General features: G+C 45.1%; 22 protein-coding genes and 5 tRNA genes. 7 read left to right on the top strand and 20 right to left on the bottom strand.

All coding sequences use genetic code 11. The features are described 5' to 3' along the window. Positions 1-55: 55 nt before the first annotated feature. The 5 genes from AC1DYT_RS00380 (at position 56) to miaA (ending at position 5240) form a co-directional block, all read left to right on the top strand. Positions 56-1183: a glycosyltransferase family 4 protein gene (locus tag AC1DYT_RS00380; RefSeq protein WP_477467684.1), complete on the top strand. Its 1128-nt coding sequence runs from the start codon at positions 56-58 to the stop codon at positions 1181-1183. Beyond that, positions 1176-1742 (top strand): L-threonylcarbamoyladenylate synthase, encoded by a 567-nt coding sequence (locus AC1DYT_RS00375; RefSeq protein WP_477468088.1) that lies wholly within the window; start codon positions 1176-1178, stop codon positions 1740-1742. The genes AC1DYT_RS00380 and AC1DYT_RS00375 overlap by 8 nt, the downstream gene beginning before the upstream one ends. A 385-nt stretch (positions 1743-2127) precedes the next feature. After that, the gene (locus tag AC1DYT_RS00370; protein ID WP_477459452.1) at positions 2128-3540 is read left to right on the top strand and encodes a CCA tRNA nucleotidyltransferase; all 1413 of its coding nucleotides are present in this window, start codon (positions 2128-2130) and stop codon (positions 3538-3540) included. A gap of 36 nt (positions 3541-3576) precedes the next feature. Then, positions 3577-4233 carry an IS1096 element passenger TnpR family protein gene (locus AC1DYT_RS00365; RefSeq protein WP_477467683.1) on the top strand — a complete coding sequence of 219 codons (657 nt, stop codon included), beginning with the start codon at positions 3577-3579 and terminating at the stop codon, positions 4231-4233. A 95-nt stretch (positions 4234-4328) separates the two neighbouring features. Next, the gene (gene miaA / locus AC1DYT_RS00360) at positions 4329-5240 is read left to right on the top strand and encodes a tRNA (adenosine(37)-N6)-dimethylallyltransferase MiaA (protein WP_477467682.1); all 912 of its coding nucleotides are present in this window, start codon (positions 4329-4331) and stop codon (positions 5238-5240) included. 257 nt (positions 5241-5497) lie between these two features. On the opposite strand, the gene rfbA is transcribed toward miaA, so the two are convergent. The 19 genes from rfbA to AC1DYT_RS00265 form a co-directional block, all read right to left on the bottom strand. Beyond that, positions 5498-6358, bottom strand: coding sequence for a glucose-1-phosphate thymidylyltransferase RfbA (gene rfbA / locus AC1DYT_RS00355; protein ID WP_477467681.1), 861 nt, complete (start codon positions 6356-6358; stop codon positions 5498-5500). Positions 6359-6370: 12 nt separating this feature from the next. After that, the gene (gene rfbD, locus AC1DYT_RS00350) at positions 6371-7234 is read right to left on the bottom strand and encodes a dTDP-4-dehydrorhamnose reductase (RefSeq protein WP_477467680.1); all 864 of its coding nucleotides are present in this window, start codon (positions 7232-7234) and stop codon (positions 6371-6373) included. A 52-nt stretch (positions 7235-7286) separates the two neighbouring features. After that, positions 7287-8222, bottom strand: coding sequence for a GDP-L-fucose synthase family protein (locus AC1DYT_RS00345; protein ID WP_477467679.1), 936 nt, complete (start codon positions 8220-8222; stop codon positions 7287-7289). Positions 8223-8306: 84 nt separating this feature from the next. Further along, entirely contained in the window at positions 8307-8624 is a 318-nt protein-coding gene (locus AC1DYT_RS00340; protein ID WP_477459712.1) for a DUF3467 domain-containing protein, read from the bottom strand. 68 nt (positions 8625-8692) lie between these two features. Next, positions 8693-12979 carry a DNA-directed RNA polymerase subunit beta' gene (gene rpoC, locus AC1DYT_RS00335; protein ID WP_477459446.1) on the bottom strand — a complete coding sequence of 1429 codons (4287 nt, stop codon included), beginning with the start codon at positions 12977-12979 and terminating at the stop codon, positions 8693-8695. 115 nt (positions 12980-13094) lie between these two features. Continuing rightward, entirely contained in the window at positions 13095-16898 is a 3804-nt protein-coding gene (gene rpoB, locus AC1DYT_RS00330) for a DNA-directed RNA polymerase subunit beta (protein ID WP_477459445.1), read from the bottom strand. A 192-nt stretch (positions 16899-17090) separates the two neighbouring features. Continuing rightward, on the bottom strand, positions 17091-17474 hold the full coding sequence (rplL, locus tag AC1DYT_RS00325; protein WP_477467678.1) for a 50S ribosomal protein L7/L12: 384 nt from the start codon (positions 17472-17474) through the stop codon (positions 17091-17093). A gap of 61 nt (positions 17475-17535) precedes the next feature. Continuing rightward, complete coding sequence (gene rplJ, locus AC1DYT_RS00320; RefSeq protein ID WP_477459444.1) at positions 17536-18054, bottom strand: 50S ribosomal protein L10; 519 nt, start codon at positions 18052-18054, stop codon at positions 17536-17538. A 2-nt stretch (positions 18055-18056) separates the two neighbouring features. Then, positions 18057-18755, bottom strand: coding sequence for a 50S ribosomal protein L1 (rplA, locus tag AC1DYT_RS00315; RefSeq protein WP_133231749.1), 699 nt, complete (start codon positions 18753-18755; stop codon positions 18057-18059). Between the two features lie 103 nt (positions 18756-18858). Continuing rightward, positions 18859-19299: a 50S ribosomal protein L11 gene (rplK, locus tag AC1DYT_RS00310; RefSeq protein ID WP_128531932.1), complete on the bottom strand. Its 441-nt coding sequence runs from the start codon at positions 19297-19299 to the stop codon at positions 18859-18861. Between the two features lie 204 nt (positions 19300-19503). Then, positions 19504-20046 (bottom strand): transcription termination/antitermination protein NusG, encoded by a 543-nt coding sequence (gene nusG, locus AC1DYT_RS00305; protein ID WP_133231747.1) that lies wholly within the window; start codon positions 20044-20046, stop codon positions 19504-19506. Positions 20047-20060: 14 nt separating this feature from the next. Continuing rightward, positions 20061-20255: a preprotein translocase subunit SecE gene (secE, locus tag AC1DYT_RS00300; RefSeq protein WP_133231745.1), complete on the bottom strand. Its 195-nt coding sequence runs from the start codon at positions 20253-20255 to the stop codon at positions 20061-20063. 18 nt (positions 20256-20273) lie between these two features. Next, positions 20274-20344: transfer RNA gene (locus AC1DYT_RS00295), tRNA-Trp, on the bottom strand. A gap of 127 nt (positions 20345-20471) precedes the next feature. Then, complete coding sequence (gene tuf / locus AC1DYT_RS00290) at positions 20472-21659, bottom strand: elongation factor Tu (protein ID WP_133231743.1); 1188 nt, start codon at positions 21657-21659, stop codon at positions 20472-20474. 65 nt (positions 21660-21724) lie between these two features. After that, positions 21725-21796 (bottom strand) — tRNA-Thr (locus tag AC1DYT_RS00285). 94 nt (positions 21797-21890) lie between these two features. Then, positions 21891-21963, bottom strand: a tRNA-Gly gene (locus tag AC1DYT_RS00280). Positions 21964-22045: 82 nt separating this feature from the next. After that, a tRNA-Tyr gene (locus AC1DYT_RS00275) sits at positions 22046-22126 on the bottom strand. A gap of 63 nt (positions 22127-22189) precedes the next feature. Next, positions 22190-22262 (bottom strand) — tRNA-Thr (locus tag AC1DYT_RS00270). Between the two features lie 397 nt (positions 22263-22659). Further along, complete coding sequence (locus tag AC1DYT_RS00265; RefSeq protein WP_477467677.1) at positions 22660-23193, bottom strand: DUF6886 family protein; 534 nt, start codon at positions 23191-23193, stop codon at positions 22660-22662. A 113-nt stretch (positions 23194-23306) separates the two neighbouring features. Between AC1DYT_RS00265 and AC1DYT_RS00260 the strand changes: the two genes are divergently transcribed. Both AC1DYT_RS00260 and AC1DYT_RS00255 read left to right on the top strand, forming a co-directional pair. Beyond that, positions 23307-23972: a phosphatase PAP2 family protein gene (locus AC1DYT_RS00260; RefSeq protein ID WP_477467676.1), complete on the top strand. Its 666-nt coding sequence runs from the start codon at positions 23307-23309 to the stop codon at positions 23970-23972. A gap of 72 nt (positions 23973-24044) precedes the next feature. Continuing rightward, positions 24045-25238, top strand: a complete 1194-nt coding sequence (locus AC1DYT_RS00255) for an acetyltransferase domain-containing protein (RefSeq protein ID WP_477467675.1) — start codon at positions 24045-24047, stop codon at positions 25236-25238. Positions 25239-25360: 122 nt separating this feature from the next. On the opposite strand, the gene trxA is transcribed toward AC1DYT_RS00255, so the two are convergent. Next, positions 25361-25660: a thioredoxin gene (gene trxA, locus AC1DYT_RS00250; protein WP_477467674.1), complete on the bottom strand. Its 300-nt coding sequence runs from the start codon at positions 25658-25660 to the stop codon at positions 25361-25363. Positions 25661-25890 lie beyond the last annotated feature (230 nt).

Below are 25890 nucleotides of genomic sequence, written 5' to 3'. Positions count from 1 at the left end.
AGTGGGAGATATGCAGAAGCTATCTCATATCTCACATCTCACATCTCATATCTAAATGAAGCTCGGATACGATGCCAAACGTGCTTTTTTAAACAACACCGGCCTGGGCAATTTTAGCCGCTGGCTCATCAAAACCACGGCGCAGCATTATCCTGATAATACCTACCTGCTTTACACGCCAAAACTTAAACCCAATAAGTGGCGCAATTTTTTCGATAGCTTCCCGAATATTAAAACCATTACCCCCGCCGGTAAATACCTTACGGCTTTGTGGCGCAGTAAAGGCGTGGTAAGCGATTTAAAAAGAGACGGAGTGGATATTTACCATGGCCTGAGCTACGAGCTGCCGATGGGCATCGGCAATACCGGCATCAAAACCGTAGTTACCATCCATGATCTTATCTTCCTGCGTTTCCCACAATATTATGGCCGGATAAATCGCCTCATCTACACCGCCAAAACCAAACGCGCCTGCAAAACAGCGGATAAAGTAGTGGCGATAAGCGAACGCACCAAGCAGGATATGGTGGAGCTGCTGCACATCGACCCCAAAAAAATAGAAGTGATTTACCAGGGCTGCGCGCCGGAGTTCGGCATAAAGCAATCTGAAGCGCAAATGACCCTCGCGAGGCAGAAATACAATCTGCCTAAGGAATTCATTCTGAACGTCGGCACTATAGAAGAGCGCAAGAACCTGATGCTGCTGGCAAAAGCATTGCCCCATTTAAAAACAAATATACCGGTAGTGGTGGTGGGCAAACCAACGGCCTATTTGGATGAAGTGAAAGCATTCCTCACAGTTAATAATTTAACAGAGCGGATGCTTTTCAGGCACGAGGTTAGTTTTGCCGATTTGCCTGCGGTTTATCAATCGGCTCACTTGTTTGTCTACCCTTCCAGATACGAAGGTTTCGGCATACCTGTTTTAGAGGCGCTGGTATCCGCAATCCCTGTCATTGCTGCTACAGGCTCCTGTCTGGAAGAAGCAGGGGGGCCATGCAGTCGTTACGTTAGTCCCGATGATGAAAAGGAGCTGGCAAGGCAGATTGACGAGGTATTATCCAATGATGCAGCGCGGCAGCAGATGATTAGCGAAGGCATGAATTATGCACAACGCTTTCAAGACCGTACCTTAGCGGCGCAAATGATGAATATATACAAAACCCTACATGCCCATGCTTAAGGACGAAGTAAACAAGGCGTTACAGGTGTTGCAGGATGGCGGCATCATCCTTTACCCTACCGATACCATCTGGGGCATCGGTTGCGACGCTACTAACACCGAGGCTGTAAAAAAAATATTCGCCCTTAAACAGCGTGAAGAAAGCAAAAGCATGATTATTTTGGTAGATACCGATAACAAGCTGCAAAGTTATATTAGCGAGGTGCCCGAGATTGCTTACCAACTGATAGAATTTGCCGAGAACCCGCTTACGCTGGTGATGCCCGGCGCAAAAAACCTCTCCCCGGCCCTTATTGCCGAAGACGGCAGCGTGGGCATACGGGTAACAAACCACCCTTTTTGCCAGCAATTGATACAGCGACTGCGCAAACCCATCGTATCCACATCGGCCAATATCAGCGGGCAGCCTTCGCCGGAATACTTCGGCAAGATTAGTCCTGATGTTATCAATGGCGTTGATTACGTGGTAGATATCGACCAACATAGCATGGAGAAAAAAGTTCCATCCACCATCATGAGGTTGGCCCCTAACGGCAGTTTTGAATTTATTCGCCGTTAATTTTAATATGATTAAATTTGTGGCGTTTGCCTAAAAGGCTGTATCAAAACAAAAAGCCTAATTGAACAACAAATAAAAATTTGGCCTGTGCATTTCTTTGTAAACTTTGTGGTGAAAATTTTACCGCAAAGAACGCAAAGGAAGATACGCAAAGAGGCACAAAGCTTTGCTATGGGTATAAATTACTTATTAAGTTACGTTTGTAAAACGTACGGGCATTTTGGGTTATGTTTATCTGATGGCCTGTTTACAAAGCTTTGTGGTCTTTGCGCTAATGAAGCTGCAAATCTTTGCGCGCTTTGCGGTAAAAAAAACGCAAGTAACACAAAGCCAATTTATATTGATTGTTTTTGAAAAAGGCCTATCATGTGGCCTTTGTATTTTTATGAAACAACACCTGCAACATCCGGTATTTAGTGTTATCTCCAGCATTGCTGCGGCGCATGATGTGCAGGCCTTCGCCATTGGCGGGTACGTGCGCGATATTTTCCTCAACCGCCCCTCAAAAGATATCGATATTGTTGTGATAGGCAATGGCATCGCCTTTGCCGAGGCGGTTGCCGCTCAGTTGAACGTAAAGGTATCGGTGTTCAAAAATTTCGGCACGGCCATGCTGCGTTACCAGGATGTAGAGGTGGAATTCGTGGGAGCACGCAAGGAGAGTTACCGCTCCGAATCGCGCAAGCCCATCGTAGAGAACGGCACCTTAGAAGACGACCAGAAACGCCGCGATTTTACCATCAACGCGCTGGCTATAACTTTAAACAAAGAGGAGTACGGCGTATTGGTAGATCCCTTTGGCGGCATAGCCGATATGGAACGGAAGCTAATCCGCACGCCGCTAAACCCGGTAGAAACTTTTTCGGACGACCCGCTTCGCATGATGCGCGCCATCCGCTTTGCATCGCAGCTGAATTTCAGGATAGATGAAGAGGCCATCGCCGCTATCAAAAGCAACCTGCACCGCATCAAAATTGTATCGCAGGAACGGATTACCGACGAACTGAATAAGATTATCCTGTCGGCAAAGCCATCCATTGGCTTCAACTATTTGTTCGATACGGGCTTGCTGCATATCATTTTCCCGCAGATGACCGCGCTTTACGGTGTGGAGATCATCAACGGCAAAGGCCATAAAGATAATTTTTACCACACCCTGCAGGTGCTGGATAATATCTGCGAAACTACCGACGACCTTTGGCTGCGCTGGGCCGCCATATTGCACGATATTGCCAAGCCGCCCACCAAACGCTTCGAACCTGCCCACGGATGGACTTTCCACGGCCACGAAGACAAAGGCGCGCGCATGGTGCCCAAGATATTCGCACAGCTGAAGCTGCCGCTCAACGAGAAGATGAAATTCGTGCAGAAACTGGTGCAGCTGCATTTGAGGCCAATTGTATTGTCGCAATCTATCGTTACCGATTCGGCCGTTCGGAGGCTATTGTTCGAAGCCGGGGAAGACATAGAAGCACTGATGCTGTTGTGTAAAGCAGACGTAACCACCAAAAACGAGTACAAGGTTAAAAAGTATCGTAACAATTTCGAGCTGGTTTTGCAGAAATTGAAGGATGTGGAGGAGCGTGATAATATCCGAAACTGGCAACCGCCGGTAACGGGACTGGATATTATGCAACTTTTTGGCATAAAAGAGGGCCGCGAAGTGGGCATTATTAAGAATAAGATACGCGAGGCCATACTTGAGGGCGAAATACCCAACAATCGCGAGGCTGCATTGAATTTTACCATAGAAAAAGGCGCCGAAATTGGCTTGAAAGTTGTGGAAAGCACAAATTGATTTAAAACTTATTATTTTTGACAAAAATTACTACAAATGGCATTATACAGGTTCAGGGTTACTTTTGAGGATTACGATGATGTAAGCAGGGATATTGACGTTAAATCGAACCAAACGTTTGAGGATTTGCACCGCGCTATACACCAGAGTACCGGATACAATGCCGAGTATCCTTCGTCGTTCTACATCAGCAACGATCAATGGATGAAGGGCGAAGAGATAACCTACCTGCCCAACCAAAAAAGGATAGACCGCAAGATACCGCTGATGGACAAGATAAAGCTCAGCAGCTATATCGACGATCCGCACCAGAAATTCTATTATACCTTCAATTTCGACCGCCCCTTCGATTTCCACGTGGAATTGAAGCAAATTATACTGAATGACACGCCCGGCGCTACTTATCCGTTGGTAGTACGCAGCGTTGGCGAAGCGCCAAAACAGTTTGGCAATGCATTCAATTCTGCTGCGGCCGCTACTGCAGCAACTGCGCCTGATGAGGATCTGGATTTCCTGAACGAGATGCTGTACAACCCGGAAGATGCTGAAGACTTTTCTGAAGTGACTGATACCGGTATTGACGACCCTGAAGAAGAAAAGAAAGAAGATGACGAGGAAGAAGACGTATTCGGCTTCGGCGATGACGACGGCTTCGACGACGACGACAAACCGGGACGCGGCGACGACTATTAGTTAGTTCATGTTGTTCATAGATGATAGTTCATGGTTCATAGACGGATTTTTTAGTCAATTCCTTTGCAGCTACCATCAACTATGAACTATCATCTATGAACCAGCCAACCCTCATCGTAATTGCCGGGCCTACAGCATCGGGCAAAACTGCGGCGGCTATTCAGTTGGCGCAGCATTTTAATACGGCTGTAGTATCTGCCGATTCGAGGCAGTTTTTCAGGGAGATGTCCATCGGTACAGCCAAGCCCACTGCCGGGGAGCTTGCCGCTGCCCCTCATTATTTTATCAACTCACATTCTATTACAGAAAGTTTTTCCGTTGGCGATTTCGAGCGCGAGGGATTGGCCCTGCTGGAGCAACTTTTCCAGCAGCACCCCGTTGTGATTCTTGCAGGAGGCTCAGGCCTGTACATCAAGGCCATTTGCGAAGGCTTCGACGATTTGCCGGTTGCCGATTCCGCCATCCGCGACCGCCTGAATAACGAGCTGGCCGAAAATGGCATCGAAGTGCTTCAGGAACGCTTAAAACTGGTAGACCCGGTGTATTACAACGAGGTCGACATCAGCAACCCACAGCGCATCATACGGGCTCTGGAAGTTTACGAAAGTTCGGGCCGGCCGTTCTCATCTTATCGCACAGCAAAAATCAATAAACGCACGTTCGATATTATTAAAATCGGCCTGAATATGCCGAGGGAAGAACTGTATGACCGGATTAATCGCCGGGTGGATTTGATGGTAGCGGATGGTTTGGTGGATGAAGTGAAATCGCTGCTGCCTTACCGGCACCTGAATGCACTAAACACCGTAGGCTACAGCGAAATATTCAGTTACCTTGATGATGCAACAGACCTGCCAGATGCTATTGCGCAGATAAAACAAAATACCCGCCGCTTCGCCAAAAGGCAAATGACCTGGTTCAGGAAGGATGAGGGGATAGTTTGGGTGGATGCTCGACAAGAAAACCTAACAACCACTATGCTGCAAATTATCGATGCAATATGCTAAAACCTTTTGCTGCCGCAAGCGTCCTCGCTTGTGGCCCGCATGCAAGGTAGCCATTATGCAAACTATGCACATTGAAAAGCAATGCCGCTCTACTAACTGACCACAAGCGAGGACGCTTGCGGCAGCACTGAGCCACTATAAGAGAAACATGCTTGTTGAAAAGCAATGCCGCTCTGCTAACTGGCCACAAGCGAGGACGCTTGCGGCAGCACTGAGGGTTCTGAAAAAATTTCAGAATGACGATTGATTACCTATTACTACTCCAACAAGCTTTGCAAATAAGCCCCATACCCGCTTTTAATGTATTTTTGCACCAGTACTTTTAGCTGCTCGTCATCTATAAAGCCCATCAGGTAGGCTACTTCTTCTATGCACCCTATCTTGCGCGACTGGCGTTTTTCTATCACGCGTACAAACTCCGTAGCATCGCTCAATGAATCGAAGGTTCCGGTATCCAGCCAGGCGGTGCCGCGGTCCATTACGCCAACTTTTAGGTTGCCTTGCTCCAGGTAAACGCGGTTTACGTCGGTAATTTCATATTCGCCACGTGGGGATGGCTTGATATTCTTGGCTATCTCTACCACGCTGTTATCGTAAAAATACAAGCCCGGTACGGCGTATTTAGATTTTGGTTTTACCGGTTTTTCTTCGATAGATACCGCGCGGAATTCAGAATCGAACTCTACCACGCCATAGCGTTCCGGGTCGGCAACGGGGTAGGCAAATATGGCGGCGCCATCTACGTCATTGAAGCTCTGTATCAACCGGCTGAATCCAGACCCGTAGAAGATATTATCGCCTAATACCAGGGCAACTTTATCCGTGCCAATAAAATCGGCGCCAATAACAAAAGCCTGCGCAAGGCCATTAGGGGTTTCCTGTATGGCGTACTGGAATTTGCAGCCCAACTCTTCGCCTGTGCCCAATAAACGCACAAAGCCGGGGTTATCTTCTGCGGTGGTGATGATAAGTATCTCGCTGATGCCGGCCAGCATCAACACCGATAGCGGGTAGTAAATCATCGGCTTATCATAGATAGGCATCAGTTGCTTACTTATGGCCTTGGTAATAGGATAAAGCCTGGTGCCAGATCCGCCTGCTAAAATGATACCCTTCATGTGATGCTCTGTTTAGTTTTGTTGTTTTATTTCGCCTATACAAACCTGCAGGCTATCCCTCCAATACGGGATTTCGATACCGAATGTTTTCTTTATTTTGGCCTTATCCATTACCGAATACGGTGGCCTGGTGGCCTTTGTAGGGTAATCGCTGGTGGGGATAGGGATTACTTTTACATTCGTGCCAGAAATGTCGAATATCGCTTTAGAAAAATCGTACCAGGAAGCGATACCCTCGTTGCTGTAATGATAAATGCCGTAAGCCGTACTCCCCGATTGTATAATGGTGATGATGCAATCGGCTAAATCAACGCCGTAGGTTGGCGTACCGGCCTGATCGGCAATGATTTTCAGCTCAGGGCGTTCGGCACCAAGTCTTAACATCGTTTTAACGTAATTATTAGCAAATTCCGAATAAAGCCATGCGGTGCGCACGATGAAATGCTCTTTTACCAGCGCAGGAATAACCTTCTCGCCATCCAGCTTAGTTTGCCCGTACACGCTGATGGGCAATGTTTCGTCCTCCTCGTTCAAGGGCGAAGAAATATCCCCTTTAAATACAAAGTCGGTAGATACCTGTATCAGTTTTGTACCGTGCTCGCCGCATAGTTTGGCTATGTTTTCTACCCCTGTCTTGTTTATCTTTTCGGCAAGTTCCGTGTCGTCCTCTGCTTTATCAACTGCAGTGTAAGCAGCACAATTTACGGCGTAAACAGGTTTATATTTATCGAACAGTTCGCCTAAACCCTCTACATCTAAAATATTGGCTTCAGTTTCGTCCGGGAAAATAAAAAAGTCGAGGTTTTTATCTGCGGCCAGCTTTTTAAAACATTGCCCTAATTGGCCCGAAGCGCCGAAGATGATAGTTTTACTCATTTGTATCAATTTCTGTTAACGCTGTGCTAACGCTTTTTGGGATAATATTGTTCTATCGCTCTACGTGTTTTATCAAAAAATCCTCGTAAGCAAGGCGGATGCCGTCTTCCAGTTTGATGGAATACTTCCAGCCTTTTTCGGCCAGTTTGGTAACGTCCATCAATTTACGTGGGGTGCCATCGGGTTTGCTCGTGTCGAAATCGATATTACCCTCGTAGCCAACTACCTTTTTAATCAGCAGCGCCAAATCTCTAATGCTGATTTCGGTACCGCTGCCAATGTTAACCAGGCCTGGTTCGTCGTAATTCTGCATCAGGTAGTAACAAGCTTCGGCCAAATCATCGGCAAATAAAAACTCCCGCAACGGCGAGCCTGTACCCCAAATAGTAACCGTGGGCAAACCCTGTTCCTTAGCCTCATGGAACCTACGTATCATGGCCGGCAGTACGTGCGAGTTCTGCGGGTGATAGTTATCGTTATAGCCATACATGTTGGTAGGCATTACCGATATAAAGTTGCAGCCATATTGCGCGCGGTAAGCATCGCACATTTTTATGCCGGCTATTTTGGCAATAGCGTAAGGCTCATTGGTTGGCTCAAGCGTACCGGTAAGCAGGTAATCCTCTTTCAAAGGCTGGGGTGCCAGTTTTGGATAGATACAGCTCGAACCCAGGAACATTAGTTTTTTTACGCCGTTTAAGTAAGCGTTATGGATGACGTTGTTTTGTATCTGCAGGTTCTCGTACAAAAAATCAGCACGGTAGGTGTTATTTGCCACAATACCGCCAACTTTTGCGGCCGCCAAAAACACGTAATCGGGTTTGGCCTCGGCAAAAAAAGCGGTAACCTGTTGCTGGTCGCGCAGGTCTAGCTCGCCTGAGCCACGTAAGATAAAATTAGTAAATCCCTCTGCCTCCAGTTTACGATATATGGCAGATCCCACCATCCCCCTATGCCCTGCAATATATATCTTTGAATCCTTATTCATTTGTTATGAGTTGATAGTTTATGGTTCATTGCTTATAGCAGCTCTTTCGGCTATGAACTATAAACTATGATCCATGAACCAATATTAGGCTTGCCCGATGGGCCCGCCGAATGTGATGGGGAATGCGCCGCCTGTGGGGTCGTTACCTATTTTGATGCGGCCATTTACGGCCTCGTATTTCTCTACGTTGTCCTCCAGGGCGGTCAGTAGCCTTTTGGCGTGCTCGGGCGTTAATATGATGCGCGATTTTACTTTGGCCTTGGGGATGCCCGGCATCACGCGAATAAAATCGAGCACGAACTCTGAACTGGAGTGAGTAATGATGGCAAGGTTAGCATAAACACCTTCGGCAATCTCTTCAGACAGCTCGATGTTTATCTGGGTTTCGTTTTGTTCTTCCATGGTACCAAAAATAGCAAAGCCTGCTGTTTTCACGGCAGGCTTTGCAAAAGTATTTGAAAAAAATCTGATTAAGCTTCTACTTCTTCAGTTTTTGAAGCCATCAGGCGATCGAATTCTTCCTGAGAACCTACACGGATATTTTCGTATTCGCGCAAGCCTGTACCGGATGGAATTAAGTGACCAACAATAACGTTTTCCTTCAGGCCAAGCATGTTGTCTTTTTTACCTGCTATGGCTGCTTCGTTCAGTACCTTGGTGGTTTCCTGGAACGATGCCGCTGAGATGAACGATTTGGTACCCAACGATGCCCTGGTGATACCTTGCAGCATCGGGCTCGAAGTTGCAGCAATTGCATCCCTTACCTCAACTAATCTCGCATCCTTACGTTTCAGGATAGAGTTTTCGTCGCGTAGTTTCCTTAAAGATACGATTTGACCTACTTTTAAGTTAGTTGAATCACCGGCTTCGGTAACAACCTTCTTGTCGAACATCTCGTCGTTCTCTATCATGAAATCCCAGCTGTCAACAGCTTCTCTTTCAAGGAAACGAGTATCGCCGGCATCTTCAATAGCAACTTTCTGCATCATCTGGTGAACGATAACCTCAAAGTGCTTATCGTTTATCTTCACACCCTGTAAGCGGTAAACCTCTTGTATACCGTTTACCAGGTACTCCTGCACGGCCGCAGGGCCTTTAATTGCAAGGATATCTGCCGGAGAGATAGAACCATCAGACAATGGCATACCTGCTTTAACAAAGTCGTTATCCTGTACAAGGATGTGTTTAGACAATGGCACCAGGTATTTTTTCACCTGGCCGTCTTTACTTTCGATGGTGATTTCGCGGTTACCACGTTTCACGCCACCTAAAGTTACCACACCGTCAATCTCGGTTACTACCGCAGGGTTTGATGGGTTACGTGCTTCGAACAGCTCGGTTACACGTGGCAAACCACCTGTAATATCTCGCGTTTTACCGGTTGAACGAGGGATCTTAGCAATAACTTGTCCGGTTTGTAGTTTCTCACCTTCTTCAACAGAAATGTGGGCACCTACCGGGATGTTGTATCCTTTAATGATGTTACCTTTTGTATCAGCTATCTGGATAACAGGGTTTTTGGTTTTATCCCTGGTATCGATAATAACTTTCTCGCGGTGACCGGTTTGCTCATCGCTTTCTTCGCGGAAGGTGATACCTTCTAATACTGCTTCGAAAGTGGTGATACCCGCAAACTCTGATATGATAACCGCATTGTACGGATCCCATGAACAGATACGGTCGCCTTTGGCAATCTTGGCACCATCTTTCACATACAGGTAAGAACCGTATGGGATGTTGTTGGTAACGATAACCTTGTTGGTACCCGGCTCGATGATGCGGAACTCGCCCGAACGGCCCAATACTACATCAACGTTCTCTTCGTCGGTTTTGTAAGTAACAGTACGTACGTTCTCAAATTCGATTACACCTTCAAACTTCGCGTTGATTTGCGATTCGGCCGCGATGTTTGATGCGGTACCACCCACGTGGAATGTACGCAGGGTTAACTGTGTACCCGGCTCACCAATCGACTGTGCTGCAATTACGCCCACTGCCTCGCCTTTTTGCACGCGTTTACCGCTTGCAAGGTTACGGCCGTAGCATAAGGTACAAACACCTCTGCGGCTTTCGCAAGTCAATACCGAACGAATTTCGATACCTTCTAACGGTGAATTCTCTATTTTCTTGGCTATCTCTTCGGTAATATCATGACCTGCAGAAACGATCAGATCGTTAGTGATAGGGTCATGCACATCATGAAGCGTTGTACGGCCCAAAATACGATCGTATAAAGGCTCAACGATATCCTCGTTATCTTTTAAGGCAGTTGTGTAGATACCTCTTAAAGTACCGCAATCAACCATACCTACTATCATGTCCTGCGCAACATCATGCAACCTACGGGTTAAGTAACCAGCATCCGCTGTTTTCAACGCCGTATCCGCCAAACCTTTACGGGCACCGTGGGTAGAGATAAAGTACTCTAATACCGACAGGCCTTCTTTAAAGTTCGACAAAATCGGGTTTTCGATAATCTCACCACCCGAACCTGATTTTTGAGGCTTGGCCATCAAACCACGCATACCTGCAAGCTGACGAATCTGCTCTTTAGAACCACGTGCACCAGAGTCAAGCATCATGTAAACAGAGTTGAAGCCCTGGTTATCGTTGCTCAGGATGTTCATCACATTCGCAGTTAAGCGATTGTTGATACGTGTCCAGATATCGATGATTTGGTTATAACGCTCGTTGTTGGTAATGAAACCCATGTTATAGTTACCCATAACATCTTCTACTTCTTTAGAAGCCTGGGCAATCAAAGTAACCTTTTCTTCAGGAATGTTGATATCCTTCAGGTTAAATGATAAACCACCCTGGAATGCCATCTTAAAGCCTAATTCTTTGATATCATCAAGGAATTGTGCTGCGCGGGCCATACCGGTCATCTTAACAACCTCGCCAATAATATCACGCAGTGATTTCTTGGTCAATAGTTCGTTAATATAACCAACTTCTTCTGGCACGTGCTGGTTAAATAATACGCGACCTACAGTAGTCTCAATTATTTTAGAAACGATGATACCATCGCGTTCTTTAATCCTTCCCTTAACCTTAATAAAGGCGTGCAGGTCTATCTTCCTTTCGTTGTAAGCGATAATTACCTCTTCGGCAGAATAGAAAGTTAAGCCTTGTCCTTTTACAACACGTCCTTCATCTGTTTTACGGCCTTTGGTTATGTAGTACAAACCAAGCACCATGTCCTGAGAAGGTACTGTAATTGGCGTACCGTTGGCAGGGTTTAAGATGTTGTGCGATGCAAGCATCAATACCTGGGCTTCCAAAATTGCTGCGTTACCTAGTGGTACGTGCACAGCCATCTGGTCACCGTCAAAATCCGCGTTGAAGGCGGTACAGGTAAGTGGGTGCAATTGTATAGCCTTGCCCTCAACCAGTTTTGGTTGGAACGCCTGGATACCCAACCTGTGCAGCGTAGGCGCACGGTTTAGTAATACAGGGTGGCCTTTTAATACGTTTTCCAAAATGTCCCAAACTAATGGGTCTTTACGGTCAACTATTTTCTTTGCAGATTTTACTGTTTTAACAACACCGCGCTCAATCATCTTGCGGATGATAAACGGTTTGAATAATTCGGCAGCCATATCTTTTGGCAAACCGCACTCGTGCAGTTTCAAGTTAGGGCCTACAACAATTACCGAACGTGCCGAATAATCCACACGTTTACCCAATAAGTTCTGGCGGAAACGGCCTTGTTTACCTTTCAGGATATCCGAAAGTGATTTCAAAGCACGGTTACCTTCAGTTTTTACTGCGTTTACTTTACGTGAGTTATCGAACAACGAATCCACAGCTTCCTGCAACATACGTTTTTCGTTACGTAAAATTACTTCCGGTGCTTTTATCTCGATCAAACGTTTTAAACGGTTGTTACGAATAATTACACGACGGTAAAGGTCGTTCAAATCCGAAGTTGCGAAACGGCCACCTTCCAGTGGTACCAATGGGCGCAGCTCTGGCGGTATAACCGGAACGATTTTTACGATCATCCACTCAGGGTTGTTTTCAATCCTGGTTTTTGCATCGCGGAAAGCCTCAACCACCTGCAAACGTTTCAAAGCTTCGTTTTTACGTTGCTGCGAAGTTTCGTTTGCGGCCTGGTGGCGCAGGTTGTAAGATAACTGGTCAAGATCAAGGCGTTTCAGCAGGTCTTCCAACGCTTCGGCACCCATCTTGGCCACAAATTTCTGTGGATCTTTGTCGTCCAGGTATTGGTTTTCCTTTGGCAGGGTATCCAATATATCCAGGTATTCTTCTTCTGTCAGGAAATCCATGCGGGATATACCATCAGATTCTTTGATACCCGGCTGTATAACTACATAACGTTCGTAGTAAATGATTAAATCAAGGCGTTTGGTTGGTAAGCCCAGCAGGTAGCCAATTTTGTTTGGCAACGAGCGGAAGTACCAGATATGCGCAACAGGCACCACCAGGTTGATGTGGCCCATACGCTCGCGACGCACCTTCTTTTCGGTTACTTCAACACCGCAACGGTCGCAAACGATACCTTTGTAACGGATACGTTTGTATTTACCGCAATGGCATTCGTAATCTTTTACCGGACCGAATATACGCTCGCAGAACAAACCATCGCGCTCAGGCTTGTAAGTCCTGTAGTTGATGGTTTCCGGTTTTAAAACTTCACCGCTCGAACGCTCCAGAATAGATTCCGGGGAAGCTAAGCTGATCGTAATTGTGGTGAAATTACTTTTGATTTTATTATCCTTTTTGTAAGACATAGTCTCCTTTGTTTTTAATGTTGTTGAAAGGTTGGAATGTTTTAAGGTTGAAATGTTGGAAGGTTGAAATGTTCAAGCAAAACTTTACAACATTTCAACCTTTCAACTTTACAACTTATTCCAGAGTGATATCCAAACCTAAACCTCTTAATTCATGAACCAATACGTTGAATGATTCAGGAACTGATGGTGTTGGAAGGTTTTCACCTTTAACAATAGCTTCGTAGGTTTTGGCACGGCCGATAACATCATCCGATTTAACGGTCAATATCTCCTGCAGGATGTTAGATGCACCGAATGCTTCGAGTGCCCAAACCTCCATCTCACCAAAACGCTGACCACCAAACTGTGCTTTACCGCCCAATGGCTGTTGTGTGATAAGCGAGTACGGCCCGATAGAACGTGCGTGCATCTTATCATCAACCATGTGACCCAGTTTAAGCATGTAGATGATACCTACGGTAGTCTGCTGATCGAAACGGTCGCCGGTTAAGCCATTGTACAGGTAAGTACGGCCAGATTCAGGCAAGCCTGCTTTCGCAACCCACTCTTCTACTTCGTGGTGGCTGGCACCATCGAATATAGGGGTAGCGAATTTAACGCCCAGCTCTTTACCAGCCCAACCTAATACAGTTTCGTAGATCTGGCCCAGGTTCATACGCGAAGGTACACCCAGTGGGTTCAGTACGATGTCAACCGGTGTGCCATCTTCCAGGAACGGCATATCCTCGTCACGTACGATACGTGCAACGATACCCTTGTTACCGTGGCGGCCCGCCATTTTATCGCCCACTTTAAGCTTACGCTTTTTGGCAATGTAAACCTTAGCCATCTGTACAATGCCCGATGGCAACTCGTCGCCCACGCTAATCGCGAATTTATCGCGGCGGTATGCGCCAAGCTCTTCGTTTACCTTGATGTTGTAGTTGTGGAGCAAAGTTTTTATCTGCTCGTTCTTATCATCATCAGTGGTCCACTTGGTAGGGTTGATGTTCTCGTAGTGCAGTTCGGTAAGTATCTTCTGGGTGAATTTAACGCCCTTGGCTACGTACAGCTCTTTGTAAACGTTGTAAACGCCTTGCGAAGTTTTACCGTTAACAATCTCGAACAACTTGTCAATCAAAGTATTCTTAAGCTCTTTTACAGCTTTATCGTGTTTAACGTCAAGCTTTTCAATCTGTGCTTTTTCTTCGGCCTTAGTGGTCTTTTTAGCACGGCTGAACAATTTGGTATCGATAACCACACCGGCAATTGATGGCGGTGTTTTTAACGATGCATCCTTAACGTCGCCTGCTTTATCACCAAATATGGCGCGAAGCAATTTTTCTTCCGGTGATGGGTCCGATTCGCCTTTAGGGGTAATCTTACCAATCAGGATGTCGCCTTCTTTAACTTCGGCGCCAACGCGAATGATGCCGTCTTCGTCCAGATCCTTGGTAGCTTCTTCTGAAACGTTAGGGATATCCGGTGTCAACTCTTCTTCACCACGTTTGGTATCGCGTACTTCAAGCTCAAACTCTTCAACGTGCAACGATGTAAAGATATCCTGAGAAACAACGCGCTCAGATATTACAATCGCATCCTCAAAGTTGTAACCCTGCCAAGGCATGAAAGCCACTTTAAGGTTACGGCCCAATGCAAGCTCGCCATTTTGCGTAGCGTAGCCTTCGCAAAGCACTTCGCCTTTTGTAACCCTTTGGCCTTTCTTTACAATTGGCTTAAGGTTGATGGTGGTGCTTTGGTTGGTCTTTTTGAACTTGGTTAAGATATAGCTCTTAGTATCGCCTTCGAAAGAGATCAAACGATCCATTTCGTCGCGGTCGTATTTAATTTTTATTTCGTTGGCATCAACATACTCTACCACGCCATCGCCTTCGGCGTTGATGAGGGTACGAGAGTCTTTTGCCACACGGCCTTCCAAACCTGTACCTACTATCGGCGCTTCGGGGCGCAACAATGGTACGGCCTGGCGTTGCATGTTCGAACCCATCAGGGCACGGTTAGCATCATCATGCTCCAGGAACGGGATCAGCGATGCTGCGATAGACGTGATCTGGTTTGGTGCGATGTCCATCAAATCCAACCTTTCCGGCTCGATGATCGGGAAGTCACCTTCGAAACGTGCTTTTACTTTTGGCAAGGCAAATACACCTTTGTCATCGTAATGCGCGTTGGCCTGGCCAATAGTTTTACCGTCTTCATCTTCTGCAGATAAGTAGATAACCGGCTCGTTAACCTGTACTTTACCTTCAACCACACGTTTGTACGGGGTTTCAATAAAGCCTAAGTTGTTGATCTTGGCATGTACGCAAAGCGATGAAATCAAACCGATGTTCGGGCCTTCCGGAGTTTCGATGGTACACAACCTACCGTAGTGGGTGTAGTGTACGTCACGAACCTCAAAACCGGCACGCTCACGTGACAGACCGCCGGGCCCAAGGGCTGACAGACGACGCTTGTGCGTGATCTCTGCCAGTGGGTTGGTTTGGTCCATAAACTGCGATAACTGGTTTGTTCCGAAGAACGAGTTGATTACCGATGAAAGTGTACGTGCGTTGATCAGGTCGGTTGGTGTGAACACCTCGTTATCACGAATGTTCATACGCTCACGTATAGTACGTGCCATACGTGCCAAACCAACACCAAACTGTGCATAAAGCTGCTCGCCAACGGTACGAACACGACGGTTGCTCAAGTGATCAATATCATCCACCTCGGCTTTCGAGTTGATTAATTTGATCAGGTACTTAACAATCGCAATGATATCCTGCTTGGTTAACACCTTAGTTTCGTCAGAGGTGTTCAGCTTCAGTTTGCGGTTGATGCGGTAACGGCCCACATCGCCCAGGTCATATCTTTTATCAGAGAAGAACAAGCGATCTATGATACCACGTGCAGTTTCCTCATCAGGTGGTTCGGCGTTACGCAACTGGCGATAGATGTGCTCCACCGCTTCTTTCTCCGAGTTCGAAGTATCTTTTTGTAAGGTATTGTATATAATAGTATAGTCACCGCTGGTGGCAGCATCTTCCTTGTTAAGGATGATGGTTTTAACACCGGCATCGATGATCATATCAATATGGTCGTCTTCCAAAACGGTTTCGCGCTCAAGGATAATCTCGTTACGGTCGATAGATACCACTTCACCGGTATCCTCATCCACGAAATCTTCTACCCATTTTTTAAGCACCCTTGCGGCAAGCTTACGGCCAATGAATTTCTTCAAGCCGCTTTTGCTTACTTTTACCTCGTCGGCCAGTTCAAACAATTCTAATATATCTTTATCAGAATCGTAACCTATGGCGCGAAGCAGCGTAGTAACCGGGAATTTCTTTTTACGGTCAATGTACGCATACATCACGTTATTAACGTCTGTAGCGAACTCTATCCACGATCCTTTGAAAGGGATAACACGGGCCGAGTATAATTTTGTACCGTTGGTGTGGCGGCTTTGGCCAAAGAACACACCTGGTGAACGGTGTAACTGAGATACAATTACACGCTCAGCGCCATTGATAACGAAGGTACCCTTAGGTGTCATATAAGGGATGGTACCCAAATAAACATCCTGTACAATCGTTTCAAAATCTTCGTGCTCGGCATCGTTACATGACAAGCGAAGTTTTGCTTTTAATGGCACACTGTAAGTTAAACCGCGCTCAATACACTCGCGTATATCGTAACGTGGCGGATCAATAAAGTAATCAAGAAACTCCAGAACGAAGATGTTCCTTGAATCTGATATTGGAAAGTTTTCGGCAAATACTTTAAACAACCCTTCTTTGTAGCGGTTGTCTGACGTGGTTTCCAATTGAAAAAATTCCTGGAAAGACTGTAACTGCACATCCAGGAAATCCGGGTAATCAAGTACCTTTCTGCTGGTTGCAAAGTTTACTCTTTGGTTATTATTGTTTGCCAAGGTATTATAATTTTAGTTTATTAAACCTGTATTAGATATGGGATTTTATATAAGGATTTGAGACAAAATGAAAAAACACTTTTAAATAAATGCGAGATTTCATATCCCATATCTCACATCTCAAATCCCTTTAAACAGCAATAGACCCCGACCAAAAAGGTCGGAGTCTGATGCTATTTTGTGTGGGCTAAATTATTTAACCTCAACTACAGCTCCGGCTTCCTCTAATTGTTTTTTCAGAGATTCAGCTTCTTCTTTAGTTACGCCGGTTTTAACTTCTTTCGGAGCCTGGTCAACTAAGTCTTTAGCTTCTTTCAAGCCAAGGCCTGTAAGGTCTTTTACTAATTTAACAACTGCCAATTTAGCGCCACCTGCTTCTTTCAGGATAACGTCAAACGCAGTTTGTACTGCTTCAGCAGCAGGAGCATCATCGCCACCTGCAGGAGCAGCAGCAACTGCAACAGCAGCAGCAGCAGGCTCAATGCCATACTCATCTTTCAAGATCTGAGCTAATTCGTTTACTTCTTTTACTGTTAAGTTTACCAACTGTTCAGCAAACGCTTTTAAATCCGCCATTTTATTTTAATTTTTTACTTTAATGCTTTTTGTTTATTTCGAACTTTTAATGAGGCGTTCGTTAACCTCTTTCTTGTAATGTTTTCACTAAGCCTGCAATAGTATTTCCGCCTGATTGTAATGCAGAAATAACGTTTTTGGCTGGTGATTGCAGTAAGCCTACTATCTCGCCTATCAGTTGTTCCTTTGATTTTAGTTTGGTCAAAGTATCTAACTGATTATCGCCAACAAATATTGCTGAATCGATGTACGCTGCTTTAAGGATTGGTTTCTCGCCTTTTTTCCTCAATTGTTTGATCAGCTTTGCCGGGGCAGTTGCCGATTTTGAGAAAAAGATTGATGATGAACCTTTCAACACATCGTATATCGGGCTAAAATCGCCACCGGCAGCTTCCATCGCTTTTTTAATCAAGCTGTTTTTTGCTACCTTCATGGTGATATCTGCCTCGAAGCATTGGCGACGGATATTGTTAACTTTTGCAACTGTAAGATCAGACGTATCAGTAATATAGAAATTACCATACTCTTTCATCTGCTCGCTTAGAGCAACGACAAGGTCGTATTTTTCTTCTTTATTCATGATTAAATTCCCGTTACTGATTTAGTTTCAACTGTTATACCCGGCGACATTGTTGAAGAGATGTGAATGCTCTTAAAATATGTTCCTTTTGCTGCTGATGGTTTTAATTTAGAGATAGTTTGCAATACTTCTAATGCATTCTCGTAAATTTTATCGGCAGGGAAAGACGCTTTTCCTATCGAGGTATGGATGATACCGGTTTTATCAACCTTGAAATCGATCTTACCAGCTTTTACCTCAGTTACAGCTTTACCAACTTCTGGTGTTACTGTACCCGATTTAGGGTTAGGCATTAAGTTACGTGGACCGAGGATACGACCCAAACGACCAACTTTAGCCATAACGCTAGGCATAGTTATGATAATATCAACATCAGTCCATCCGCCTTCGATCTTGGCAATATATTCATCCAAACCTACGTAATCTGCACCTGCGTCTTTAGCTTCTTGTTCCTTATCAGGAGTACAAAGAACTAATACACGTACAGTTTTACCGGTTCCATGAGGTAAAGTTGCGATACCACGCACCATTTGATTGGCTTTACGCGGATCTACACCTAAACGCACATCAATATCAACAGACGAATCGAACTTGGTTAAGGTTAATTCCTTTACCAAAGCTGATGCTGCTTCTAATGAGTACGATTTGTTCGCCTCAATTTTGGATAGTGCCGCTTTTTGATTTTTTGTTAATCTAGCCACTGTCTTAAACTGATTTGTATTAATTAATAATTTTGACCTTAGATTTGAGATGTTAGATAGGAGCTTTAAGCCCCATACCCTGCTTCCCCAATCCTTAGATCATTTAGTTCCAGGGAGCCGTACCTGATACGGTGATTCCCATACTGCGGGCAGTACCTGCCACCATTTTCATGGCTGATTCTACTGTAAATGCATTCAAGTCAACCATTTTATCCTTGGCGATAGTTTCAACCTGTTCCCAATTTACATTGGCAACTTTTTTACGGTTGGGCTCTGCCGAACCACTCTTTAAGCCTGTTGCTTCTAAAAGCTGTATAGCTACCGGAGGGGTTTTGATGATAAATTCGAAAGACTTGTCGACATAAACAGTAATAAGCACCGGTAACACTTTCCCAGCTTTATCCTGGGTACGTGCGTTGAACTGCTTGCAAAACTCCATAATGTTCACACCTTTTGCACCCAATGCTGGGCCAATTGGTGGAGATGGGTTTGCAGCGCCGCCCTTTACCTGAAGCTTTACCATCGCACCGACTTCTTTTGCCATTTTACTTTGATTTAATTATAACTCAATGTTAGTAAGTGGAAGCTAAGTAACATTTAAGACGTTTGTAGATTTGAGATGTTAGATATGAGACTTGAGACTCATACCAGGTTATTCAAACCTTAATATTTTATGATTATTGTTTAGGTTGATCAATTTGACTTTGCGATGTTTCTCACATCTTAAATCTCACATCTCCTATCTAAACTATTCTTTCTCTACCTGCATGTAATTCAATTCAAGCGGCGTACGGCGCCCGAATATCTTTACCATTACTTTCAGTTTCTTCTTTTCCTCGTTCACTTCTTCTATCACACCGCTGAAACCGTTGAAAGGGCCGTCCATTACCTTTACGTTTTCGCCAACGTAATATGGCACGTTCATGGTTTCGCCCTGTGCGGTCATCTCGTCAACCTTGCCTAAAATGCGGTTAACTTCGGCCTGGCGAAGTGGGATAGCGTTACCTGCCTTATCACCAAGGAAACCAATTACGCTGTTAATGTTTTTGATGATGTGTTCCAACTCGCCATCAAGCGCGGCCTCCATCAATACGTATCCTGGGAAATAGTTGCGTTCTTTAGCAATCTTCTTCCCATCGCGCATTTGGTAATATTTCTCGGTAGGGATCAGTACCTGCGGTATAAGATGAGTTATGCCTAAGCGGTTTACTTCGGCATCGATATATTGCTTTACCTTTTTTTCTTTACCGCTGATAGCCCTAACTACGTACCACTTTAATTGATCGCTCATCTATAATATATAATTTAGGCTACTGATGTATAGAATGTTTTTAGCAGGTACCCAATAATTTGGTCCATACCAAAAATAACCATGGCTATGATAATAGCGGCAACCAATACCAGTACGGCACTGTTTTGCAACTCCCTCCAGGTTGGCCAGGTTACTTTCTCGGTCAACTCGATGTATGATTCTTTTATATACTCAGCTACGCCAGCCATATTTATTGATACTTAAAGCACGGGAACAAGGATTCGAACCCTGATCAAAGGTTTTGGAGACCTCTATTCTACCGTTGAACTATTCCCGTGTATTATTAAACCTCTTGTTTAGGGAGATTTGTTATGTTACTTATATTGTGAATAAAGTACCGAAGCGAAGGCTCCGGTACTTTACACAAAAATTAACCGTTTTGCTACCCATTTAAGGGTAAGAAATTATTTTAAAATTTCAGTTACCTGGCCGGCACCTACTGTTCTGCCACCTTCACGGATAGCGAAACGTAAGCCTTTTTCCATTGCGATTGCGTTGATCAACTTTACAGTGATAGTAACGTTATCGCCAGGCATAACCATTTCTACACCTTCTGCCAGGCTGATTTCGCCTGTAACGTCTGTTGTGCGGAAATAGAACTGAGGACGGTATTTGTTGAAGAAAGGCGTGTGACGGCCACCTTCAGCTTTTGATAATACGTAAACTTCTGCTTTGAAATCTGTGTGTGGTTTTACTGAACCTGGTTTGCAGATAACCATACCGCGACGGATATCGGTTTTCTCAATACCACGTAACAATAAACCTACGTTGTCACCAGCTTCGCCACGGTCAAGGATCTTGCGGAACATTTCCACACCTGTAACTGTAGATTTTAAGTTTTCGGCACCCATACCCAGGATGTCTACTTGCTCGCCAGAGTTGATAACGCCACGCTCGATACGACCAGTTGCAACAGTACCACGACCAGTGATCGAGAATACGTCTTCAACAGGCATAAGGAACGGAAGATCTGTCAAACGCGGAGGGATAGGGATGTAGCTATCTACAGCATCCATCAACTCCATAATTTTGCCAACCCATTGTGGATCGCCATTCAGGCCACCTAAGGCAGAGCCCTGGATAACCGGGATATCATCACCTGGGAAATCGTAGAACGATAAAAGTTCGCGGATTTCCATTTCTACTAATTCTAACAATTCTGGATCATCAACCATATCCACTTTGTTCATGAATACAACCAATGAAGGTACACCTACCTGACGAGCCAAAAGGATGTGCTCGCGAGTTTGTGGCATAGGACCATCAGTAGCAGCTACAACAATGATTGCACCGTCCATCTGAGCAGCACCTGTAACCATGTTTTTCACATAATCCGCGTGACCCGGGCAGTCAACGTGAGCGTAGTGACGGTTTGCAGTTGAGTACTCAACGTGCGCAGTGTTGATTGTGATACCACGCTCTTTTTCTTCAGGAGCTGAGTCAATTGAATCAAATGAACGAGCTTCTGATAAACCTGCATCAGCTAATACTTTAGTGATAGCTGCAGTAAGGGTTGTTTTGCCGTGGTCAACGTGACCGATAGTACCGATGTTTAAGTGCGGTTTACTGCGGTCAAATTTTTCTTTTGCCATGATTTATATTTGTTTGTAGGTTAATTTATACTTTAAAACGTATTATACTTATTATTAATATAATGAGCCAACAATGGGATTTGAACCCATGACCTCTTCCTTACCAAGGAAGTGCTCTACCCCTGAGCTACGTCGGCTTTTTTGTTCATTGGTTCAATTGTTCAGTAGTTCATTGGTCTTTTCCGGCTGTCACTAATGAACAAATGAACCAACCCACTAATGAACCAACCGAGCGGAAGACGAGGTTCGAACTCGCGACCTATAGCTTGGAAGGCTATCGCTCTACCAACTGAGCTACTTCCGCAATTTTTCAAAATCTAAAAGCTAAACTCTAAACCCTAAAACAAATTTTAGAATTTAGAATTTAGCACTTTAGGCATTTAAAGTGGGGGGAGAAGGATTCGAACCTTCGTAGCCGAAGCAGCGGATTTACAGTCCGCCCCATTTGACCGCTCTGGTATCCCCCCGTTGTTGATTTCGGATCTGCCATGCTCAATTGGAAGCTAAGCATCACATCTCCGAAATAACAGAGCCTCCTATCGGGATCGAACCAATGACCTACTGATTACAAGTCAGTCGCTCTACCAGCTGAGCTAAGGAGGCTTAATTGTTACCAATTTGCAGTACTCACATTTAGCTTTCCCAAAATCGGCGGCAATTAATATTGCGCTATTTTTTTTATTTTAAAGAACCTTTCCGCTTGCGGCGAGGAGCATGTTAATGACCTCTCTGAAACGGATTGCAAATCTACAAAAATTTAAAGCCGTGCAAAATTATTTTTCAAAAAAAATCAAGGGGTGCTAAAGCAGCATAATTCGGCTGATTTTGTGCGGAAAACGGGCCTTCCCGCCTTGTGTACAGATGCGCAGGGGTATCTTTATCACTGTCAAAACGTTAAGTTTTATGCCCGGCTGTTCCCGGGGATACCATCAGGAGCATGCTTGTTTATCGAATTTAGCAAGTTTCGCGCTCCCCTGGCAACGTAAATTCTGCAAACAGGTTATATGCCTTTTGCGTTTCGCATCCTGATGAGCGAGAAATTCAAGGTAGATTTACTTACTGCCGCCGCCACATCAATAAGAGACGGGGTAAACCTCAGCTCCACATTGCGCTTCAGCAGTTCTTCTATTATATTGGCAACCCTATGTTCGGCAACGGGCTTTTCGGGCTCATAAGATATGTGATAACCGGCGCATGCATCAAGCAAGGTGAAATTATCCGGCGCAAATTCATAGCAAGTTAAAACAGTATCGCATATTTGCTTATACCATCCGCTCTCTACTATTATAATATGGTTGGCAGCCGATGTACCCATGAAACTATCCCTATCGGCCCGGCTGGTATCATCGCCTGCATAAAAGGTAACCCGCGGGCAATTGCGCGGCAGCAGATAATTGTGCAGCAACTTGCCGCTAATGGCAAATACCACATCGCCTGCAATGGCCTCGAAATAAGATGGTGAGGGTCTTGGCACGAAAAGCTTGATGCCTGCCTCTTCACTCACATGAAATATGCCCTCCGCCAATTGCTGCACAAAAAAGGTTTTGTTTGCTGCTAATTTATACGCTATTATTGAATAAATAACCCCAAAATTAAAACCCGGTGCTACATATCAGGTTAAATAATATAAGCTACGGAGAATTATAAATGAACAAACGCAGGCGACACATATTGTTTTTAGTATTGGCTATCATCAGCATCGGCTTTATCGTGCTTACCATTTTGGTGATGCTGCACCCAACATCGTTCATCGATATCGAATTCTCGGAAGAGATACAGGAGCATCAGAATAAATTTCTGGACACGGCTATGTACCTCATCAGCTGCCCTGGCTTTATGCCCGAGGCACCCATTATGATTGTTTGTACCAGCCTGCTGCTTTTTATTTTTAAGTATAAAAAGGCCGCTGTATATATATTGTTTACCATGGTAGCCGGCCTGGTAAGCACCATTGTAAAAGTATTGGTAAACCGCCCCCGCCCTACCGACGACCTGGTGCGGGTGGTGCTTAAAACCACCCAGCAGAGTTTCCCCAGCGGGCATGTACTCTTCTATGTGGTATTCTTCGGCTTCGTGGTGGTGCTGATGTACCAGTTAGAAGGCATTGCCAAATGGGCAAGGGTAATGGTAGCACTAATAAGCCTCTTTATGATATTTATTATCCCCTTCTCGCGCATTTACCTGGGGGCGCATTGGTTTACCGATGTAACCGGTGGTTTCCTCCTCGGCCTGCTATGCCTCTACCTGCTATCGTGGCTGTATCTGCGCAAACCGGCAAAAAAAGACGAGGCGCCGGTGGCAGAGAAACAATAACTTCGCTGGGCGGCTTATTTGCAATTCCGAAAGGAATAATCGTATCTTCAAGGCTCAAAACCTTTATATACAATGACAACCGTTGCCGCTCCCCAAAAGATAAGGATACAATCTATCGACATCCTTCGCGGAGCAATTATGCTGATTATGGCGCTTGACCATGTGCGCGACTACTTTCAGGTTGGCGCACTCACCAGCGACCCTACCAACATGGCTACCACAACCCCGGCCCTGTTTTTTACCCGGTGGATAACGCATTTTTGCGCGCCAACATTTGTGTTCCTCAGTGGCATATCGGCTTACCTGGCCGGTACGCGCCGTTCAAAAAAGCAGTTTAGCGGTTTTTTGATGAAAAGAGGATTATGGCTTATTGTAGTAGAACTATTACTGATAACGCTGGCACTTACATTGAACCCGCTTTATAACGTGCTTGTATTGCAGGTGATATGGGTGATAGGGCTTAGTATGATATTCCTGGGATTGCTGATATGGCTGCCGAAATGGATTACGATTAGCCTAGCCGTTCTGCTATTCTTCGGGCATAATATACTCGACAGCATGGTGCTGCCCCAAACAGGCGCATCATCGGTATTGTTAATGGTTTTCCTTACCGCCAGGGGCACTGTACTGCCGCTTGATGCAAGCCACTTTGTTTTTGTATTGTACGCCATACTACCATGGACGGGCGTAATGCTGATGGGGTATCTTTTCGGGCCGCTTTATAACGCCACCTTCGATGCTGCCAAACGCAAGCGATTATTATTAGCGGCTTCTGCCACGGCATTTGTGCTATTCGTAGTATTGCGCTATACCAATATCTACGGCGACCCTGCTCCCTGGGCCCTGCAAAAAAACAGCACCTACACCTTCCTGTCGTTTTTAAACGTAAGCAAGTATCCGCCATCGTTGATGTACACGTGCATGACGTTATCGGTTTCCCTGCTGGTGCTCGCCCTTACCGAAAGGGGTAAAGGCAAAGTAGCCGCGTTTTTTACCACCTACGGCAACGTGCCTTTCTTTTATTACATGCTGCATTTTTACCTAATCAGGCTGCTAACGGTTATCCTGTTTTTTGCACAGGGTTTTAAAACATCGCAAATTATTACGCCAAACATCCCCTTTCTTTTTGCGCCGCCCGGCTTTGGTTACAGTTTGGGCGGAGCATATATCATATGGCTGCTTGTTATTTTAACGCTGTATTTCCCGTGCAGATGGTACAGCCAATACAAGAAAACGCACAGCCGGTGGTGGCTGAGTTATTTGTAAACAGGACACGATTAAGGGATTGAAAGATTAACAGGATTGTCTGAATCAGAATTTAAGAATTCTCAGAATTTTAAAATGATGCGTCTGCTTTTTTCTCAAATCTCATGTCTCATATCTCAAATCTATTTAATAAACTGCTGTATCACCTGTTGCAGTTGGCTTGCCGGTATTACACCGCTTTGGCGCCATTTGCTTTCGCCGTTTTGGAAAACCATTAGCGTGGGTACGCTTTGCACATGGTAGACGCTGGCGGCCGAAGGGTTTTTGTCGATATCTATTTTCAGGATGGTCACTTTATCGCCCAGCGCATCTTTTACCTGTTTCAATATAGGTGGCATCATTTTACAGGGGCCGCACCACTCGGCGCTAAAATCAATCAAAACGGGTATTTCTGATGCGATGATGTCTTTGAAATTTGCCATGGCCTTATCTGTTTTGCAATGATAACGGATGAGCAGGTAAAACGTTTCGTTCAATGGAGGTTTTGCAGGAGATTTTACGTGCCGCTGAGATATTAATATATCCGGGCTGCGATGGCTCACGAGCGTCACGGATATTTGCACCTCCCAACCTCTCCAACTTTTCTAACCTTTTTAACTTTTCTAACTATTCTCAACCTTTCTAACTACTTCCAACTTTATCCTTAAATTTG

This window comes from Mucilaginibacter sp. P1_D10 (assembly GCF_056406215.1).
Note: the sequence above shows the minus strand (reverse complement) of the source record. Positions and strands in the feature narration are given on the sequence as shown.

What these genes read in the sequence shown, in the direction of transcription:
- AC1DYT_RS00380 (WP_477467684.1), top strand. Translation starts at nt 56, where the DNA reads ATGAAGCTCGGATACGATGCCAAACGTGCTTTTTTAAACAACACCGGC.
- AC1DYT_RS00375 (WP_477468088.1), top strand. Translation starts at nt 1,176, where the DNA reads ATGCTTAAGGACGAAGTAAACAAGGCGTTACAGGTGTTGCAGGATGGC.
- AC1DYT_RS00370 (WP_477459452.1), top strand. Translation starts at nt 2,128, where the DNA reads ATGAAACAACACCTGCAACATCCGGTATTTAGTGTTATCTCCAGCATT.
- AC1DYT_RS00365 (WP_477467683.1), top strand. Translation starts at nt 3,577, where the DNA reads ATGGCATTATACAGGTTCAGGGTTACTTTTGAGGATTACGATGATGTA.
- miaA (WP_477467682.1), top strand. Translation starts at nt 4,329, where the DNA reads ATGAACCAGCCAACCCTCATCGTAATTGCCGGGCCTACAGCATCGGGC.
- rfbA (WP_477467681.1), bottom strand. Translation starts at nt 6,358, where the DNA reads ATGAAGGGTATCATTTTAGCAGGCGGATCTGGCACCAGGCTTTATCCT.
- rfbD (WP_477467680.1), bottom strand. Translation starts at nt 7,234, where the DNA reads ATGAGTAAAACTATCATCTTCGGCGCTTCGGGCCAATTAGGGCAATGT.
- AC1DYT_RS00345 (WP_477467679.1), bottom strand. Translation starts at nt 8,222, where the DNA reads ATGAATAAGGATTCAAAGATATATATTGCAGGGCATAGGGGGATGGTG.
- AC1DYT_RS00340 (WP_477459712.1), bottom strand. Translation starts at nt 8,624, where the DNA reads ATGGAAGAACAAAACGAAACCCAGATAAACATCGAGCTGTCTGAAGAG.
- rpoC (WP_477459446.1), bottom strand. Translation starts at nt 12,979, where the DNA reads ATGTCTTACAAAAAGGATAATAAAATCAAAAGTAATTTCACCACAATT.
- rplL (WP_477467678.1), bottom strand. Translation starts at nt 17,474, where the DNA reads ATGGCGGATTTAAAAGCGTTTGCTGAACAGTTGGTAAACTTAACAGTA.
- rplJ (WP_477459444.1), bottom strand. Translation starts at nt 18,054, where the DNA reads ATGAATAAAGAAGAAAAATACGACCTTGTCGTTGCTCTAAGCGAGCAG.
- rplK (WP_128531932.1), bottom strand. Translation starts at nt 19,299, where the DNA reads ATGGCAAAAGAAGTCGGTGCGATGGTAAAGCTTCAGGTAAAGGGCGGC.
- nusG (WP_133231747.1), bottom strand. Translation starts at nt 20,046, where the DNA reads ATGAGCGATCAATTAAAGTGGTACGTAGTTAGGGCTATCAGCGGTAAA.
- secE (WP_133231745.1), bottom strand. Translation starts at nt 20,255, where the DNA reads ATGGCTGGCGTAGCTGAGTATATAAAAGAATCATACATCGAGTTGACC.
- tuf (WP_133231743.1), bottom strand. Translation starts at nt 21,659, where the DNA reads ATGGCAAAAGAAAAATTTGACCGCAGTAAACCGCACTTAAACATCGGT.
- AC1DYT_RS00260 (WP_477467676.1), top strand. Translation starts at nt 23,307, where the DNA reads ATGAACAAACGCAGGCGACACATATTGTTTTTAGTATTGGCTATCATC.
- AC1DYT_RS00255 (WP_477467675.1), top strand. Translation starts at nt 24,045, where the DNA reads ATGACAACCGTTGCCGCTCCCCAAAAGATAAGGATACAATCTATCGAC.
- trxA (WP_477467674.1), bottom strand. Translation starts at nt 25,660, where the DNA reads ATGGCAAATTTCAAAGACATCATCGCATCAGAAATACCCGTTTTGATT.